This is a genomic window from Microbulbifer sp. S227A (assembly GCF_049800935.1).
In genome coordinates this window covers 137494-154277 of record NZ_JBNAFZ010000009.1, presented here as the reverse complement: position 1 = coordinate 154277, position 16784 = coordinate 137494, and the positions used below count along the sequence as shown (strand labels likewise).

The 16784-nt window shown below is 56.8% G+C and carries 19 protein-coding genes; 13 read left to right on the top strand and 6 right to left on the bottom strand.

What is annotated here, in order from left to right; genetic code table 11:
• Positions 1–71: 71 nt before the first annotated feature.
• On the bottom strand, positions 72–731 hold the full coding sequence (locus ACP15R_RS19965) for a hypothetical protein (RefSeq protein ID WP_222247961.1): 660 nt from the start codon (positions 729–731) through the stop codon (positions 72–74).
• A gap of 156 nt (positions 732–887) precedes the next feature.
• Complete coding sequence (locus ACP15R_RS19960) at positions 888–2246, bottom strand: MATE family efflux transporter (RefSeq protein WP_224868307.1); 1359 nt, start codon at positions 2244–2246, stop codon at positions 888–890.
• Positions 2247–2665: 419 nt separating this feature from the next.
• On the opposite strand from ACP15R_RS19960, the gene coxB reads away from it, so the two are divergent.
• From coxB to ACP15R_RS19940, 4 genes are read left to right on the top strand one after another with little or no spacing between them, the layout of a single operon-like run.
• The gene (gene coxB / locus ACP15R_RS19955; RefSeq protein WP_224868308.1) at positions 2666–3826 is read left to right on the top strand and encodes a cytochrome c oxidase subunit II; all 1161 of its coding nucleotides are present in this window, start codon (positions 2666–2668) and stop codon (positions 3824–3826) included.
• Between the two features lie 24 nt (positions 3827–3850).
• Positions 3851–5401 carry a cytochrome c oxidase subunit I gene (gene ctaD / locus ACP15R_RS19950; protein WP_224868309.1) on the top strand — a complete coding sequence of 517 codons (1551 nt, stop codon included), beginning with the start codon at positions 3851–3853 and terminating at the stop codon, positions 5399–5401.
• A 24-nt stretch (positions 5402–5425) separates the two neighbouring features.
• Positions 5426–5998 (top strand): cytochrome c oxidase assembly protein, encoded by a 573-nt coding sequence (locus tag ACP15R_RS19945; RefSeq protein WP_224868310.1) that lies wholly within the window; start codon positions 5426–5428, stop codon positions 5996–5998.
• Positions 5999–6003: 5 nt separating this feature from the next.
• Positions 6004–6894, top strand: a complete 891-nt coding sequence (locus tag ACP15R_RS19940; protein WP_222230793.1) for a cytochrome c oxidase subunit 3 — start codon at positions 6004–6006, stop codon at positions 6892–6894.
• Between the two features lie 47 nt (positions 6895–6941).
• Here ACP15R_RS19940 and ACP15R_RS19935 read toward each other — a convergent pair whose 3' ends face one another.
• Positions 6942–7166: a DUF2909 domain-containing protein gene (locus ACP15R_RS19935; protein WP_224868311.1), complete on the bottom strand. Its 225-nt coding sequence runs from the start codon at positions 7164–7166 to the stop codon at positions 6942–6944.
• Between the two features lie 32 nt (positions 7167–7198).
• Here ACP15R_RS19935 and ACP15R_RS19930 point away from each other — a divergent pair, with 32 nt between their 5' ends.
• The 8 genes from ACP15R_RS19930 to ACP15R_RS19895 all read left to right on the top strand — a co-directional run bounded on the left by ACP15R_RS19930 (position 7199) and on the right by ACP15R_RS19895 (position 13100).
• Entirely contained in the window at positions 7199–8032 is an 834-nt protein-coding gene (locus tag ACP15R_RS19930; RefSeq protein ID WP_224868313.1) for an SURF1 family protein, read from the top strand.
• An 89-nt stretch (positions 8033–8121) separates the two neighbouring features.
• Positions 8122–8787: a hypothetical protein gene (locus ACP15R_RS19925; protein WP_224868315.1), complete on the top strand. Its 666-nt coding sequence runs from the start codon at positions 8122–8124 to the stop codon at positions 8785–8787.
• An 18-nt stretch (positions 8788–8805) separates the two neighbouring features.
• Entirely contained in the window at positions 8806–9858 is a 1053-nt protein-coding gene (locus ACP15R_RS19920; protein ID WP_224868317.1) for a COX15/CtaA family protein, read from the top strand.
• 216 nt (positions 9859–10074) lie between these two features.
• Complete coding sequence (gene cyoE / locus ACP15R_RS19915; RefSeq protein WP_224868319.1) at positions 10075–10983, top strand: heme o synthase; 909 nt, start codon at positions 10075–10077, stop codon at positions 10981–10983.
• Position 10984: 1 nt separating this feature from the next.
• Positions 10985–11653, top strand: coding sequence for an SCO family protein (locus ACP15R_RS19910; RefSeq protein WP_224868320.1), 669 nt, complete (start codon positions 10985–10987; stop codon positions 11651–11653).
• 41 nt (positions 11654–11694) lie between these two features.
• Positions 11695–12528, top strand: coding sequence for a lysostaphin resistance A-like protein (locus ACP15R_RS19905; RefSeq protein ID WP_424987912.1), 834 nt, complete (start codon positions 11695–11697; stop codon positions 12526–12528).
• A gap of 149 nt (positions 12529–12677) precedes the next feature.
• Complete coding sequence (locus ACP15R_RS19900; protein WP_224868325.1) at positions 12678–12887, top strand: hypothetical protein; 210 nt, start codon at positions 12678–12680, stop codon at positions 12885–12887.
• Between the two features lie 33 nt (positions 12888–12920).
• Positions 12921–13100, top strand: a complete 180-nt coding sequence (locus ACP15R_RS19895) for a hypothetical protein (RefSeq protein ID WP_224868326.1) — start codon at positions 12921–12923, stop codon at positions 13098–13100.
• A 170-nt stretch (positions 13101–13270) separates the two neighbouring features.
• On the opposite strand, the gene znuB is transcribed toward ACP15R_RS19895, so the two are convergent.
• Both znuB and znuC read right to left on the bottom strand, forming a co-directional pair.
• Complete coding sequence (znuB, locus tag ACP15R_RS19890) at positions 13271–14074, bottom strand: zinc ABC transporter permease subunit ZnuB (RefSeq protein WP_224868330.1); 804 nt, start codon at positions 14072–14074, stop codon at positions 13271–13273.
• Entirely contained in the window at positions 14074–14898 is an 825-nt protein-coding gene (gene znuC, locus ACP15R_RS19885; protein WP_224868684.1) for a zinc ABC transporter ATP-binding protein ZnuC, read from the bottom strand. Before znuC ends, znuB begins: the two co-directional genes overlap by 1 nt.
• A gap of 166 nt (positions 14899–15064) precedes the next feature.
• Between znuC and ACP15R_RS19880 the strand changes: the two genes are divergently transcribed.
• On the top strand, positions 15065–16021 hold the full coding sequence (locus ACP15R_RS19880; protein ID WP_424987910.1) for a metal ABC transporter substrate-binding protein: 957 nt from the start codon (positions 15065–15067) through the stop codon (positions 16019–16021).
• A 19-nt stretch (positions 16022–16040) separates the two neighbouring features.
• On the opposite strand, the gene ACP15R_RS19875 is transcribed toward ACP15R_RS19880, so the two are convergent.
• Positions 16041–16631, bottom strand: coding sequence for a hypothetical protein (locus ACP15R_RS19875; protein ID WP_224868334.1), 591 nt, complete (start codon positions 16629–16631; stop codon positions 16041–16043).
• Positions 16632–16784: the final 153 nt, after the last annotated feature.

The following is a 16784-nucleotide window of genomic DNA, read 5'->3' as shown; positions in this document are numbered from 1 at the left end:
CGTTGGTGCGTGAGGTGGCATAGATCCTACGGCTGCGCGATCGCGTTATTCGAAGCGGTGCACCGGAAATACTAGTGGGATAAATCTACCTGGCGGTTAATTGACGGCCCGCGCAATTCTATTTGCATATGCTGGGCAAAGTCGGGCCATTGACCGGGCACATCGTCGAAGCGCTGCTTATACAAAATCATCGAGATCAGGTGTTCCGGATCCAGCTCCGCTGGCTCGAAGCGCTGCAACAAAATATCGGCGAGCCCATCCAGCTGGCACGCCAGACTCTCCCCCAGCAACTCCCGCACCACCAGGTTGGCCACCATCGGATCCATCGGCAATAACGGCGTGCCGCATACCGGCTGCAACACATCGTTGATCTCTTCCATGATGCGATGCGCCAGATACGCCTCGTCGAGAATCGAGCCGAGGCCATGCTGTTCCGGCTGTCGCTCAGGGATTTCGCTAAAGCTGTGTGCAATCAGCTCCTGCACTGGGTGGAAGTCCATGCCGCCGGCATCACACAGTGCTTCCAGACGCTTTAGCCAGGCAGGAATAACCTGGATATACCGGATCACAAAACAGGTGAGGTGGAGTGGTGCGTCCCGCTCGGGCAAGTGGATACTGCGATGCAGGTTGGGCAGAGTTTTGTGCAGCGAATGGCGAAAGCGACTTCGGGCCTGCTCTGCGGCCACGGCACGCTCAATGCACTGCTGGATCAGTTCATAATGGTCAGACATACGCCGAAACGAAAACGGTGAAACCGCGTCCTCGTTTCATTGTTCGCCTATTTCCCCGGGACTTTGTGGTCCAGAACTGCTCCAGAAATAGAGCAAACAAAATGTGCGCAACAAGACTGCCTAACGAAGGATGAGGAATCCGTACCGTAGCTCCAATTACAGCCAATAATTCTTTTTAGTGTAGTTATAAAAGTAGACCATCAATCCGATAGAGCGTGCGACAAACCACAAAAAAAGGCTGAACCAGATGCCAGTGTTATCCAGCTGGCGTGTAAGCCACCAGCTTGGCAGGAATACGATGACGGTAGCGATGAACATGGTGTCACGCATCTGCCGGCTCTTGCCTGCGCCGATGAAAACCCCGTCCAGTTGATAACTCCACACCGCCACCATGGGCAGTGCACACAACCAGGGGTAGTATGCGTTTGCCGCCGACAGTACTGCGGGGATGTTGGTAAAAAGCGGCAGTATCCAAAATTTTCCGCTCACCAGTATCGCGGTAATCCCAACGGCGGTAACCAGCGCCAGCCCCCCCGCGGCGCGATTGGTGCGGCGGAACTGGGCCATCGATTTTCTGGCTACTGACTGACCCACCAGGGACTCGGTGGCATGCGCGAATCCGTCCAGCGCATAGGATGTCATCATCAACAGCTGCAGTAGGATCGCGTTGGCTGCAAGTACCGTGTCCCCTTGCGCCGCACCCTGTGCGGTGAAAAAGGTGAGGGTAAATAACAGCAGGCAGGTGCGTACGAACAGGTCGCTGTTGATCCGCAATAACTCCAGCCACGGTGCAATGTTTTGCCACGGCCAGAAGGCAGTATTGCGCAATACCTGTGCCATTTCCTGGGGCGTGTCGCGATGGCGCAGGTGCAGCAGCCACCAGCCCATGCCGAAGCTGCACAGGTCCGCACACACCGATGCCCAGGCCGCGCCGCGGGCGCCCATGCCGAGGCCGAGAATCAATACCAGATCCAGCACAATGTTCAACAGGTTGGCGGTGACCAGAATCGCCAGCGGCGCGCGGCTATCCTGACGGCCAATAAAAAATCCCAGCAGGGCAAAGTTGGCGAGCGCAATGGGGGCGCTGAGCAGGCGGATTTGCAGGTAGTCCCGCGCGTGCGGGGTTGCCTCGGCACTCGCATTCATCCACTGGGTGACCAGTGGCAGCAGTGGCGAGGCTAGCAGCAACAGCAGGGTGCCGAGCAAAAACGCCAATCCCAGCGCGCGCAGTAACCACGACGCCCCGCTGTCGCTGGCGCGCGCCACCAGGCTGGTAGTGCCCATGCGCAAAAAGCCGAACGCCCACAGCAACATGGAAATTACGCTGGCGCCGATGGCGACCCCGGAAAGGTATTCCGGACTGGGCAGGTGACCGAGCACAGCTGTATCCACAGCCCCCAATAGCGGCACAGTAATGTTGCTCAAAATCATGGGCCAGGCGAGGTGCCAGACCCGCAGGTAGGGAGCCAGCTGGCGGCGCCTGGTGACGCGCGTCTGCGCCGATGAATTTTTCATGTAAGTTGGCGGTTTAATTGACTTTCTTCTGACGATGTGTTTCTGTTGAACACGCTAGATGCGACAAAAAGACACAGGTTGTTGGTTGTACCTTCCGGGCGACGACATCTGAAGTAAAAATAACAAGTTGCACTGACGGCAGTATCGCGCAGTCGAGGTCATCGCCCGGTGTGCGAACAGTGTATGTAGTCTTGGTTTACTACAGCGTGTCCACATTCATAATGTGTGGATGTGTTCCCGATCTCGTGGTCGGGGCAGACTCCAGTCCTCCGAACAGCCAGCCGCTGTTTACGGGTTTTGCTTATTTGTGGTTTTTCACGCCGCGATCTCGCTCGGGTATTTGCCCGTGCGTCAGGTTCGTTGTCGTGCGACCTCCGTGAGCGACCCGCGAGAATAACAAACATGGAGATCTGCAGGCGATGTTGATGGGCATAAAACGGCTGTTCGCCTTCCTGACCCTAGCGACGATTGCACCCGGTGTTCTTGCACAGGAAACTGCGCAGAACGTGGAGGGGGGCGCGGCACGCTGGGGGGTCAATATGACCCAAGGGGTAACCGAAGTTTCCCGTACCACTTACGATTTGCACATGTTGATCTTCTGGATCTGTGTGGCGATCGGCGTAGTGGTGTTCGGCGTGATGTTTTACAGCATGTGGCGTCACCGCAAGAGCAAAGGCTATGAGGCCGCACAGTTTCACGAGAGCACATTGGTGGAGCTGGCCTGGACTATCGTCCCCACCTTGATCCTGATCGGCATGGCGATTCCCGCCACCAAAACCCTCTACGATATCTACGACACCAAGGAAGCCGATCTGGACATCATGATCACCGGCTACCAGTGGAAGTGGAAATACGACTACATGGGTTCCGATGTTTCCTTCTTCTCCAACCTCTCTACCCCGCAGTCGCAAATCAACAATCAGCAGCCGAAGGCAGCCAACTACCTGCTCGAGGTGGATGAGCCGCTGGTAGTGCCGATCAATAAGAAAATCCGCTTCCTGATTACGGCAAATGACGTAATCCACGCGTGGTGGGTGCCCGATCTGGCAGTGAAGAAAGATGCGATTCCCGGTTTTGTAAACGAATCCTGGACGCGCATTGAAGAACCCGGCATTTACCGCGGCCAGTGTGCGGAGCTGTGCGGTAAGGACCACGGCTTTATGCCCATCGTGGTCAAGGCAGTGCCGGAAGACGAATACCATTCCTGGTTGAGCGACCGCGCCGCTGCCGCTGCGCGCATCAAAGAACTCACCAATAAAACCTTCACGTTTGACGAGCTCTACGCCCGCGGCGAGGAGATCTACAACAGTGCTTGTGTCGCCTGTCACCAGGCCAAGGGTGAGGGTATCCCCGGTACCTTCCCGGCCATTGCCGGTTCCAAGATTGCCACCGGTCCGATGGATGCTCATATGAGCATGGTCGTGGATGGCTCACCGAGCAATCCGGCAATGCAGGCGTTTGGCGCACAGCTGAGTGAAGTCGATCTGGCTGCGGTCATCACCTATCAGCGCAGTGCCTTCGGCAACAATATGGGCGACACCGTGCAGCCCATTGACGTTCTCAATTTCAAGAATAAGTAAGTAAGAGCCGAGAGGAGTTTAGTTATGGCACACGGTCCGAAACCCGGTTTTACCCGCTGGCTCTACACCACTAACCACAAAGACATCGGCTCGATGTACCTGTGGTTCAGTTTTGCGATGTTCCTGCTAGGCGGTTGTATGGCGCTGGTAATCCGCGCCGAATTGTTCCAGCCCGGACTGCAGATTGTGCAGCCCGGTTTCTTTAATCAGATGACCACCATGCACGGCCTGATCATGGTGTTCGGTGCGGTGATGCCCGCGTTTGTGGGGCTTGCCAACTGGATGGTGCCGATGATGATCGGCGCACCGGATATGGCCCTGCCGCGGATGAACAACTGGAGCTTCTGGATTCTGCCGTTCGCGTTTGCGATGCTGACATCCACGCTGTTCATGGAAGGTGGCGCACCCGATTTCGGCTGGACTTTCTACGCCCCACTCTCCACTGAGTATGCGCCGCCCAGCGTGACCTTCTTTATCTTTGCCGTGCACATTATGGGTGCCTCATCCATTATGGGTGCGATCAATATCGTGGCCACGATTCTGAATATGCGCGCACCGGGCATGACCCTGATGAAGATGCCGCTGTTTGTGTGGACCTGGTTGATTACCGCTTACCTGCTGATCGCGGTAATGCCGGTACTGGCCGGTGTGGTCACCATGATGCTGATGGACATCCACTTCGGTACCAGCTTCTTCAGTGCCGCCGGTGGTGGTGACCCGGTATTGTTCCAGCATGTGTTCTGGTTCTTCGGCCACCCCGAGGTGTACATCATGATCCTGCCGGCATTCGGCATTGTGTCGGCGATTATTCCCACCTTCGCGCGCAAGCCGCTGTTTGGTTACAGCTCCATGGTTTATGCCACCGCGAGTATCGCTTTCCTCAGCTTTATCGTGTGGGCGCACCACATGTTTACCGTGGGCATGCCCATTGCCGGTGAGCTGTTCTTTATGTACGCCACCATGCTGATCGCGGTGCCTACCGGCGTGAAGGTGTTCAACTGGGTAACCACCATGTTCCGGGGCTCGATGACCTTCGAGACCCCAATGCTGTTCTCCATTGCCTTCGTGATTCTGTTTACCATCGGCGGCTTCTCCGGCCTGATGCTGGCGATCGCCCCGGCGGACTTCCAGTACCACGATACCTATTTCGTTGTGGCGCACTTCCACTACGTGCTGGTACCCGGTGCCATCTTCTCGATCACCGCCGGCGTTTACTACTGGCTGCCGAAGTGGACCGGCAACATGTACAACGAGTCCATGGGTAAAGTGCATTTCTGGCTCGCCTTTGTCGGCCTGAATGTTACCTTCTTCCCGATGCACTTTGTTGGCCTGGCCGGCATGCCGCGCCGTATTCCCGACTACGCACTGCAGTTTGCAGACTTTAACCAGATTGCCAGCGTGGGCGCCTTCCTGTTTGGTGCCGCGCAGATCTTGTTCCTGTTCAATGTGATCCGCACCGTGCGCGGTGGCAAGAAGGCGACCGATGAAGTTTGGGAAAACCCGGAAGGGCTGGAGTGGAGCGTGCCGTCCCCGGCGCCGTACCACACTTTCAGCACGCCACCGGTCGTACGTTAATCCGGAATTGAGAGGGCTGGCATCATGGCACTGAGCGCAAATGCAAAAACCACAGCCAAGTTAACGACCCTCGCGGTCGGCATGCTCGGCTTTGCGCTGTTCGTGATGCCGCCTCTCTACGATGCCTTTTGTGAAATAACCGGCCTGAATGGCAAAACCGGCGGCCGCTACGAAGCGGTGCCGGCAGCGGTCGATACAGAGCGCACCGTCAAAGTGCAGTTTGTGGCGAGCAATAACGAAAACATGCCTTGGGAATTCAAACCCGGCATGGTCGAAATACGTGTGCACCCCGGTGAGGCAGTGGATACCGTATTTCACGCGCGCAATCCCACCGATCGTGAAATGATCGGCCAGGCTATCCCCAGCCTGGTGCCCTTCAAGGCTGCCAACTATTTTCACAAGACCGAGTGCTTTTGCTTTAACCAGCAATCACTCGCCGCCGGCGAAACCGCTGAATTGGGGCTGCGCTTTATCGTCGACCCCGATCTGCCCGTCGGCGTGAATACCATTACGCTTTCCTACACGCTGTTTGATGTCACGGAAAGATTTGCCAAACAAGCGAACAACAAAAATACCGACTCCGAGCGAGAGGGATAAAAACTATGGCCACTGAAAGCAGCTACTATGTGCCCGAGCAGTCCCGGCTGCCCATCTTCGCCACCATCGGCATATTCCTGATGGCGTTTGGCGCCGCTACCTGGATCAATGGCGGCAGCTCCTATATTTTCTTTGCCGGCAGCCTCGCGATGGCCACCGTGTTGTGGTTCTGGTTTGCCGCGGTGATTAAAGAAAACATGCAGGGGCTCAATAGTGATCAGCTCAAGCGCTCTTACGTGTGGGGCATGGGTTGGTTTATTTTTTCCGAGGTCATGTTCTTCGCCGCCTTCTTTGGTGCGCTGTACTACATCCGGACCTTTACCCTGCCATGGCTCGGTGGCGAAGGTGACCGCGGTTCTTCGAATATGCTGTGGGAAGGCTTCCAGAATACCTGGCCACTGATGGTGACTCCGGAGCAGGCCGTGAGCGGTGATGCGGCAAAAGTGGTCGGCCCCAAGGGTATTATCGACCCCTGGCACCTGCCATTGATTAACACCGTGCTGCTACTCGCTTCCAGTGTCACCGTGCATATCGCGCACGTGTACCTGAAAAAGGGTAACCGCAAAGGCTTTAATTGGTGGCTTACCGCAACTGTTGCCTTGGGTGGCGCCTTTCTGTTCTTCCAGGTCGAAGAATACCTCGAAGCCTACCAGCATCTTGGTCTGACTCTGGAATCCGGAATTTACGGTACGACCTTCTTTATGCTGACCGGTTTCCACGGTATGCATGTAACACTCGGCACGATTATGCTGCTGATCATGTTACTGCGTTCGGTGATTGCGAATCACTTCAAGCCGGACGATCATTTTGGCTTTGAAGCGGCCAGCTGGTACTGGCACTTCGTAGATGTGGTTTGGGTAGGTCTGTTCATCTTCGTTTACGTGCTGGGCGCCTAACGAAAAATTAGGGGTGGATACCTTTGGGTACCCACCCCTTCACCGAATCAGTATTTATTCGCCCAAGGTGCGGTGTTGGAAAGTATGCCGCTGTCGAAGCCATACCAGATAGCTAAAAGTAGCAGGGCAGCCAGAGAAACTCGAATGCCTAATGCATAAAGGGAACGTTTTGATTCCGGTGCGCCCATGTCGCGCAACAGAAAAAAGAGTGCACTGGTCAGGCTGGCCAGTACCGCGAGAAACAACAACACAATTATTGCTTTAAGCCACATAACAAACGCCACTTATTGAAGTATTTATTGGCATGATAGCTCCCAAAAAATCGCAGCAACAACGCGATCAGGCAGTACAGACCGGGAACTCCGCCCATTCCGCGCAATTGGCAAAAGGCCAGGATAATTTAGCGCGGGGGGCCAGTGTAGCATTTATCCGCAACTGGCCACTGACCGTTCTGAGTATATGTTTTTTTCCCCTTTTGCTAGGGCTGGGTAACTGGCAGCTAGAACGGGCGGCGGAAAAAGAAGGTATCCAGCAGCAGGTCGACGCACGTCTCAGTGCACAGCCCATCAAAATATCCGAGCTAAAAGTCCCCGCGACCTATACCCCGGTGCGCCTGTTGGGGTTTTATACCGATGAATACTTTCTCCTGGATAACCGCACCCGTCACGGCCGTGTCGGTTATGAGGTTCTGCAGGTATTTGAGACCGGTAGCGGCAGCGCAGAAAAGTCGCGCTGGCTGATCAATCGTGGATGGATACCGGCAAGCAGTCACCGTGACCAGTTGCCGCAAGTGTCCTATCCATTAGCGGCCAAGGTAATTACCGGCTTTCTCTACCCGAATGGTGATTCGTTTGCGGGCGACGATGCTCTGCCGGCGGTTGCTGTCCATGGTCGCATCCAGTCACTGGAACAGTTGCGCGCGCATAACACCGGGCTGCAACAACCGGACTGGCATATTCGTTTGAGCGCAGATTCCGATACGGCGCTGCTAACCGATTGGAAATTGTTGACCACCAGTCCGGCCAAGCACACGGGTTACGCAGTGCAGTGGTTCACCATGGCTTTCGCCCTGGTAGTGATGTGGCTACTGGCTGCGACCAGCCTTGGGCAAATAGTGCGAGAAAAGTGGTTTAAATAAACACCAAAACAGACATAATCAACGCATAACAATAACTAACACTCGATTGGACCTGTGTCCGGTTATGAGTGTGATAGCGAGGTACTCACGTGACTGAGCAAACCCAGATCGAACCTGAAGCACAGCCTGATTCTCAGCAGGCGTCCCCGTCTCCATTACCTGCGCCGCGGGGTGGTTTGAGTCGCCTGGCCGGCATGAGTGTGGTCGCGTCGGTGGCACTGCCGATGCTCGCGGCCTACATCATTTTTTACACCGGTGTAGGCATGCCCACGGATACGGTGAATCAGGGCGAGCTGCTCACGCCGGCCCAGGACCTCGCTGAAATTGACCTACTGGCTGACGATGGCAATGCGGTTGACCTTGCGATGCAGGAGCCGAAATGGCGCTACCTGATTGTGGGCGGAGAAAACTGCGCAGGAGAGTGCGAAAAGCTCCTCTATACCACGCGCCAGGTGCACATCCGCCTGGGTGAAAAATCTCGCCGTGTGGAGCGGCTGCTGGTAACCGGTGCGCCGCTTACGGAGCTCCGTCATAGTATTCTTGCCGATCAGCACCCGAAGCTGCGCTTTACCACCACCGACCAGCAAAAACTGGATGAGTGGTTGGCGGATAGTGACCACGCAGAATTGAAACGCCCCAGTGCGCTGCTGGTGGATCAACAGGGCTACGCCATGATGGTGTACGACAACACCCACAACGGCAATCAGCTACTTAAGGATATCAAGCGACTGCTGAAGTACTCCTACGAGAAGTAACGGGAACAGGAGAAAGCAATGGATGTGGAATCAGACATCACCGAGCTGAGAAAAAACTACAAGCAGGATTGGCGGTTTCGTCTTGCCTTAATCGGCACCGGGCTTGCGGTAGTCGTGGTGGTGCTCGGCGCATTTACCCGTCTCGCCGATGCCGGCTTGGGTTGTCCAGACTGGCCTGGTTGCTACGGTCATCTGCTGTGGCCGGATAACCAGAGTGAAATCGCCGCGGCCAATGCCGCCTTCCCGGATACCCCGGTAGAGACCGACAAGACCTGGCCGGAAATGGTGCATCGCTATTTCGCCGGTATGTTGATGCTACTTGTGGCCGGTCTTACCTATTTGTTCTGGCGGCGTCGCGGCCATCGCGGCTTTATCCAGAGTCACATCCTGCTCGGCCTGATCACGCTGCAGGCGGCATTTGGAATGTGGACCGTGACGCTCAAGCTGTGGCCGCAGGTCGTGACCCTGCACCTGCTTGGGGGTATGGCGACCCTGTCGGTGTTGTGGATGTTGTCCGAGCGTTTGCGCTATCGCAAACGACTGATTCCCGCCCACGAATTTACCGCGCTGCAACGGCTGCGCCCGCTGGCGATCGCTGCCGTGGTAGTGGTTGGGTTACAGATTGCTCTGGGTGGCTGGACCAGTTCCAACTATGCAGCGCTTGCTTGCCCGGACTTTCCCAAGTGCCACGACCAGTGGTGGCCCACCGCAGACTTTGCCGAGGGATTCAATATTGCCCAGCAAATCGGGCCCAATTACCTCGGCGGTGCATTGGAGAATGATGCACGCACCGCTATTCACCTGACCCATCGCATCGGCGCGATTATCGTCACCCTGATTGTGAGCTTGCTGGCGGTACTCGCATGGCGCGCCGGCTCGCCACGCTGGGGGCAGGGTTTGCTGGTCGTGCTGGCCTTGCAGGTGGCGCTGGGTATCGCCAACGTGGTGATGTTCCTGCCGCTCCCCATTGCGGTGGCACACAATGCCGGTGCGGCACTGTTGCTATTGAGCTTGCTGACCTTCTGTTACCGCATCAATACGGTGCAGCCAGCGATCAAGCAATATCCGTAAAAAGTATTGGTAGAGGATTGAAAAGAGTATTGAGAGGAGGGTTAAGTAGTACCTCTCGGTTGAATTGGTTGAACGAAGGGAAGCCCTGATCGGGACTCCCTGCCACCGGGTAAACCTTGCCCGTTGGCAACGCTTGCTCGATAGCGACCTTTGCGCTGCGCCCATAAAAGTCAGACGCAAGCGGCCGCATATAACAACGACAACGAGGTGGTAACCATGAGTACCCAGGCAGTACCGGTCCAACGCGCCAGCTGGCGCGATTACTATGAGCTCACCAAACCCCGTGTGGTGATGCTGATGATTCTCACCTCGGTGATCGGCATGTTGCTGGCGGTACCTGGCATGGTGCCGTTGGACATATTGATACTGGGTAATCTGGGTATCGCCCTGTGCGCCGGTGGCGCCGCGGCGGTAAACCACCTGGTGGACCGCCAGATTGATATCAAGATGGCGCGCACCACCAATCGGCCGGTGGCACGCGGTCGCGTCGAGCCGCAAAAGGCCCTGATGTTTGCCATGGCTCTCGGTTGCGCGGGCATGGCAATTCTACTTGTGTTTGTGAACGCGCTTACCGCCTGGTTAACGCTGCTGTCTCTGCTGGGTTACGCGGTGGTCTACACCATGTTTCTCAAGCGCGCGACGCCGCAAAATATTGTGATTGGTGGCCTCGCCGGCGCGGCACCGCCATTACTGGGTTGGGTCGCAGTAACCGGTGAAATTCATGGCCACGGCCTGCTGCTGGCACTGATTATTTTTGCCTGGACACCACCGCACTTCTGGGCGCTTGCGGTACACCGCCGCGATGATTACGCCAAGGCGGAAATCCCCATGTTGCCGATTACCCACGGAGTGCAATACACCAAAGTCCATATTTTGCTGTACACGTTTATTTTGTTTGCGGTCTCGCTGTTGCCATTTGCTACCGCCATGCTCGGCTGGTTGTATCTGCTGGGCGCGGTGGTGCTGGGTATTGGTTTCCTGTACTGGGCGGTGGAAATGTTGCGCGATCGCAACCCCAACGCGGGCATGGAAACATTCAAGTACTCGATCATCTATTTGATGGCGCTGTTCTGCATTATGTTGCTGGATCATTATCTGGTTGCACTACCAACCAGTGGAGTCTGAGATGGGTGAGAATTCGCAGCACACGGCCACGCAAAAGCGGGGAATATTTTTAACCGTCGGCGTTCTGGTTTTATTTATGGTCGCGGTGATGGCCGGTTTCCTGAATAAAATGAACCAGCCGCGGGTAATCAGCGATACCGAGTTACGCCTCAATGGTGCAATCAAGCTGGAGCGCCCACGTATTCTCGACGAATTCGATCTGATTGCAGATACTGGTAGTGCCTTCAAAACGACGCAGCTCGAAGGGCGTTGGACACTGGTGTTTTTCGGGTTTACCCACTGCCCGGACGTATGCCCGACCACCATGGCGACGCTAAATAATTTTTATCAGACACTGGATGAAGAAACCCGGAAAACCACCGATATTTTACTGGTGTCGGTAGACCCAAAGCGGGATACACCAAAACAACTACATGACTACGTGCGCTACTTCAATCCGGAATTTGCCGGGGTAACCGGTGAGTTTCTGAACCTGAAGCGCTTTGCGAACCAGTTGAATGTACCGTTTAACAAGGTGCCTCTGGAGGATGGTAACTATACCGTCGACCACGGCTCGCAAGTGGTATTGATTAATCCCCGCGGTCACTACCATGGCTTTTTCAAGGCGCCACTGGATCCGGCCAAAATGAAACTGACCTACCGCTCAATGAGAGCCACGTTCACCGGCTGAAGGGACGGGGTTCACTGAAGTAATCGACAACAGGCGCTATGATGGCGCCTGTTCCCATTCGACCTATTGAAAATGGATTTTCTATGTTTTCTCTTAGTGTTCGGCGGGGGGCGCCGGAAATTGCCGCGCGCGAACCATTCGACGGCAAATCGCTCTGGTTACCCGCCGCTTTTCTCTGCTTTCTGGTCATTCCCTTTGGCTGGATTGGTGTGTTTGCGCCGGCCATCTGGCTCGGCCTGGTGGCGATGGAAAGTGCCCACGGCTGGAAAAAAGCCATCAGCTTTTTGATTACCGGTTTGTTGATGTTGCTGGTCAACAGCGGCGTTGTTCCGGGCAATGAACACATATTGTTGATGGAACCCTATCGGGATGCATCGGCCAATCTGATTTACCCAAGCTTCCGTCCCGCCAAGGCGGTCATTGCGCTGACCATCGTGTTGTTTATGTTGGTGCGACCGCAACCGCTAAAGCGCAACGACCTGCCCTGGATCGCGCTTGCGATTGCGTTACCCATCGCGTTGGCAGCGATGGTTCTCGATTTCGCCCCGAAACTGACCGCCACGATCGCGCTTGCGGCACTGCTCAACTTTGTTGTGGTGTGCATTGCCGAGGAGGGCTTTTTCCGCTGGGTGTTACAGCGCGGTCTTGGCCTGTGGCTTAAGCGTTGGCCCTGGATCGCCACCATACTGGTGACACTACTGTTCGTCTCCCTGCATACCGGCTGGGCGGCCTCGTCGACGATGCTTGCACTGGTCGGTGTGGCTGGTTTTGGTTACGCGCTGCTGTGGCAGTTGCGCGGTAGTTTCTGGGCCTGTGTGCTCGCCCACTGGGGGGTTAACCTGCTGCATATGACGCTGCTCGCCTATCCAGGGTGAGAGTCCAGGGTGAGAGTCCAGGGTGAGAGTCCAGGGTGAGAATCCGGGGTAAGAATCGTCGAGGTGCGCAAGCTGCGCGCTTGAACTAATCTGAAAAGACCGGTTTTTGACGCGTAAGTCTGTGAAGTTGAATCTGAGCACTGGCAAACATGCGGTTTAAATGGCTGCCTTTTGGCCGGCGCCTGCTGGGGTACCTGGGCATTGCCATGGTATTACCGTGGGTGATCTGGTTTATCGCTGGCCTGTTCGGGTGGGAGCCGTCGTTGATCACCACCTTCGGCGTTCCCGGATTGCGCATTCCGGCATCTTTCGCTATTGGCGGGCTGCTAATTGCCGCGATCGGCTTCTGGCAAGACTAAACTTTTGGGGCAAACTGCAACTAGGTGCCGCAAATGTTTCGGTTGTCTGACCTGTTTATTTTTCTCGCCGTGGGGATTTCCTTCGCCCTTTCCAGTTATCTCTGGTTCAACGGCTACCGTGAGCAGGGCGTGTTTACCGCCCTCTGGGTGCCGAGTATTCTCGCGTTTGGTATTTACGTAAAAGTTTCTGCGCTGCTGGCGCGCAGCGAGTAGTCATGTCTGACCAACTGATCTTTTACGTCGGCTTGGCGGTTTTTGTGTTGATGCTGATTGGTATCGGCCTCACGGTGTATGCGTTTCACCGCGCGGGAAGTGAACCGGTGACACCGGCCCACAAAGGACAAAGGCGGGGGCCGCACCAGGGCAGTTAATCGATGTCGCCGTCATGCACACGCGGTGCGCACATGCCCCAGCAGGAAAAACAGACTCGCCGCCAGCACAATGGATGGCCCAGCGGGGCTGTCCCATACCACTGACATGGTGAGTCCCACCACCACCGATACACAGCCGATCAGGGACGCGAAGCCGGCCATCTGCTCCGGTGTTGCTGACAAGCGGCGTGCGGTTGCTGCCGGAATGATCAGCAGCGCGGTGATCAGCAGTACCCCGACGACTTTCATGGCGATGGCGATCAACAGCGCCAGCATCAACATCAGCGCCAGGCGGACTTTGTCCACTGGCACGCCTTCCACTGCGGCGAGTTCTTCGTGCAGGGTAAACGCTAACAACTTAGGCCACAGGTACCACAACAGGGCCGCAATAATGACCGCGGCCACCGCCATCAGCGCCAGATCCTGCGACGATACCGCGAGCAGGTCGCCGAGCAGCAGCGACAGCAAATCCACATTGATCTTCAGCAGGCTCATGGTCACGATGCCCAGGGCCAACATGCTGTGAGAAAGGATCCCGAGCAGGGTATCTACCGACAGGTTCTGGCGGCGCTGAAAGTACACCAACAGCAATGCCAGCACACAGCTGCTCGCGACCACCGCCAGTGTCGGCTGAATATGCAATACAAACCCCAGGGTGACCCCAAGCAGTGCTGAGTGCGCCAGGGTATCGCCGAAATAGGCCATGCGCCGCCACACTGCGAAGCAACCCAGCGGTCCGCTGACCACCGCCACCAGCAGGCCGGCCGCCAGCGCGTACCAGAGGAATGTGGAGCTCAGTAGTTGTGACCAGTCCATTAATCTCGCCCCCCTGAATTCTTCCGCTTCCCGGGCGTTCGCACACCTGGCCGGGAGGGCGCAGGTGTTAGCGCATGCGCATGGTCGTGATCACAGCACTCATCCACCACGTCGCCGCTCAAATCGTGGTGGTGATTGTGGTGGTGCGTATACAGGGCGAGCTTGTCGCCAAACATTTCAAGGTACACCGGGTCTTTGCTTACCTGCTCCGGGTGCCCGTGGCAGCAAATGTGTTGGTTGAGGCATAACACGCGATCGGTCGCCGCCATCACCAGGTGCAAATCGTGCGACACAAGCAACACGCCGCACTGCAGCTCGTCGCGCAGCTGCGCGATTAACTGATAGACCTCGCTCTGCCCACCGACGTCGACGCCCTGGGTGGGTTCGTCGAGTACCAGCAACTGGGGTTTGCGCGCCGCCGCGCGTGCCAGCAACACCCGCTGCATTTCGCCACCGGACAGGTCGGTAAGGCGGGCGTTCGCCAGGTGCTTGGCTGCCACACGGTCGAGGGCTGCGGCGGCACTGACATCGTCGATACCGAGCTGCAAAAACCGCGAGACGGTCATCGGCATACTGGAGTCAATCTGCAGGCGCTGTGGCATATAGCCCAGTCGCAGCGCCGGTCGCCGCTCGATCGTGCCCGACGTGGGTTTGGTCAACCCGAGCAACAGGCGCAACAAGGTCGTCTTGCCTGCACCATTGGGGCCGATCACGGTGACGATCTCTGCGGGTCGCAGCTCCAGCGTAATATCCCGCAACAGTTGCCGGCCACCAATATTCAGGCCGAGGTCGTGGGCGCGGATGAGCGGGGTGGATGAACTCAGGGGAGACTCCAGACTGGTTAGAGAGGGATTTTGCCTCTGCAGAATCGCGATCGTTGATAAAACGGCTGGCGAGTGTAAGCCGCGTATGATTATATCGCACCCCTTTATTCGGTGTTGGTGAGTGTTCGTGGGCAATCGCGGTTGATGCCCGCCGTTGGGTTTATCCTTGCCGCCTGCATTCGCTTTGTTGTCTGCTTTGTTGGTTCGTTTGTCTATGTTCGAAAAACCATTGGGTGTTGTTATTGCGCTCGGGTTGATTTTGGCGTCACTGGTGGGTATTGGTTGTGGCGCAAAGTCCCCGGGTACTGACAGTTCTGAAAAACTGGTGGTTGTTACGAGTATTGCGCCGCTGGCGATGCTCGCGCGCGAAGTTGCGGGAGAGGCAGCCGAGGTCCGCCAGCTGGTGCAGGGTGGTGATCCGCATCATTACGCGCCCACGGTGAATGACCGCCTGACGATCGAGGGGGCACCGCTGGTGGTGTGGATGGGGCCCGCTCTGGAATCGTCACTTGCTCGACAGATGGCACTGGTTTCTGCTGAGCGGCAATTATCATTACTGCGCGATACAAGCCTGTTTGAATTTGATGGCTCGGATCCCGCCGATCCACACCTTTGGCTACGCCCGCGCAATGCTGCGGCAATTGCTGCGCAAATCGCCGAGCGACTCAGCACCCTGGATCCGCAACAGGCCGCGGGCTACCGCCAGCGCGCCCGCGACTTCTCGCGCGCCATGGCCAATCTGCAAAAGGTTCAGGATCGTGCGCTGTGGGCGTATAAAGAAGTGCCCATCGTCTCCACGCACAAGGCGTACAGCCAGTTCTTCGGTCCCGCCGGGGTGACGGTGGAAAGCCTCAGCGGTGGGTCAAAGCAGGCGCATGGCGCGCGCACTATGCTGGACAAGATTCGAAGTGAAGGGGATGGCGGGCCGGTCGGCTGCCTGTTTGGTGAGGTCCCTGCCAACGACCGCGATCGTCAGACCGCCAGTCATCTGAATTTGGGCTACCAGGCTCTGGACCCTCTGGGAAATACGCTGCCGCAAGGTGCGGGCTATCGTGCGCTGATGGAAAAGCTGCTGGCGGATGCTCGCCGCTGCCTGAGTACGATTCCTGATCGTAGCGCCTGATTGCGGGCGCGTGCACGCGTCAGCTGGGCTCCTGCCCCGCGGTATTCTCCTGATCCTGCTCCAGCTGTATCTCGTTAGCGGGTGTTTCCCGGTCGGCTTCCTGCTCTGGCGATACGGCAGGGGTCAGCGATGTTTCACGCGTTGACTCTGACGAATCGGACACCGACTGAGTGAGCGCCTCTGCGGGCGCTGGCTCAATGGTTGCGGCGTCCGCCGCGGTTGTTTCCAGCACTTCCTGCGTTGGCGCCTCCTGCGGCGCCTGCTGTTGTGCCAGTTGCTCCTCCGCCTCGCGCATCAACGTTTCGACCTGCTGCTGCTGAACGTTGCGCACACTGTTAAGCAGGGCCTTGCGGCTTGGATCGCGCAGCATTTCCTGACGGTACTGCTCGCGGTGCTGTTCCTGAATAAGGTACTCGTTGTCGCTCACTTCTTCTTCAGCGATCAACTCCGGCACCGGATACGCGGTTACCTCCACGTGTTCCATGGTCTCCGCCGCGTAAGCTGAGCCACTTGTGGTTTCCTCAGTGGCGGCTGGTGCCTGACCTTGCGCGACAACGGCGCCGGCGAGCCCCCAAACCACCGCGAGGTGGATCAATATGCGGGATTTCATTTTTTCATGCCTCTCTGCAACTTCCCTATTGCAAGCCTAGAAGCTGTTGCCTGAGTGGGGGTGACACTGCGATGACTCGCGCGGCGGCATCGACAAATGGAGTCGGGCGAAGCAACTTCCGCCGCCGCTGTACGAGCGAAAATTTCTCAAGGC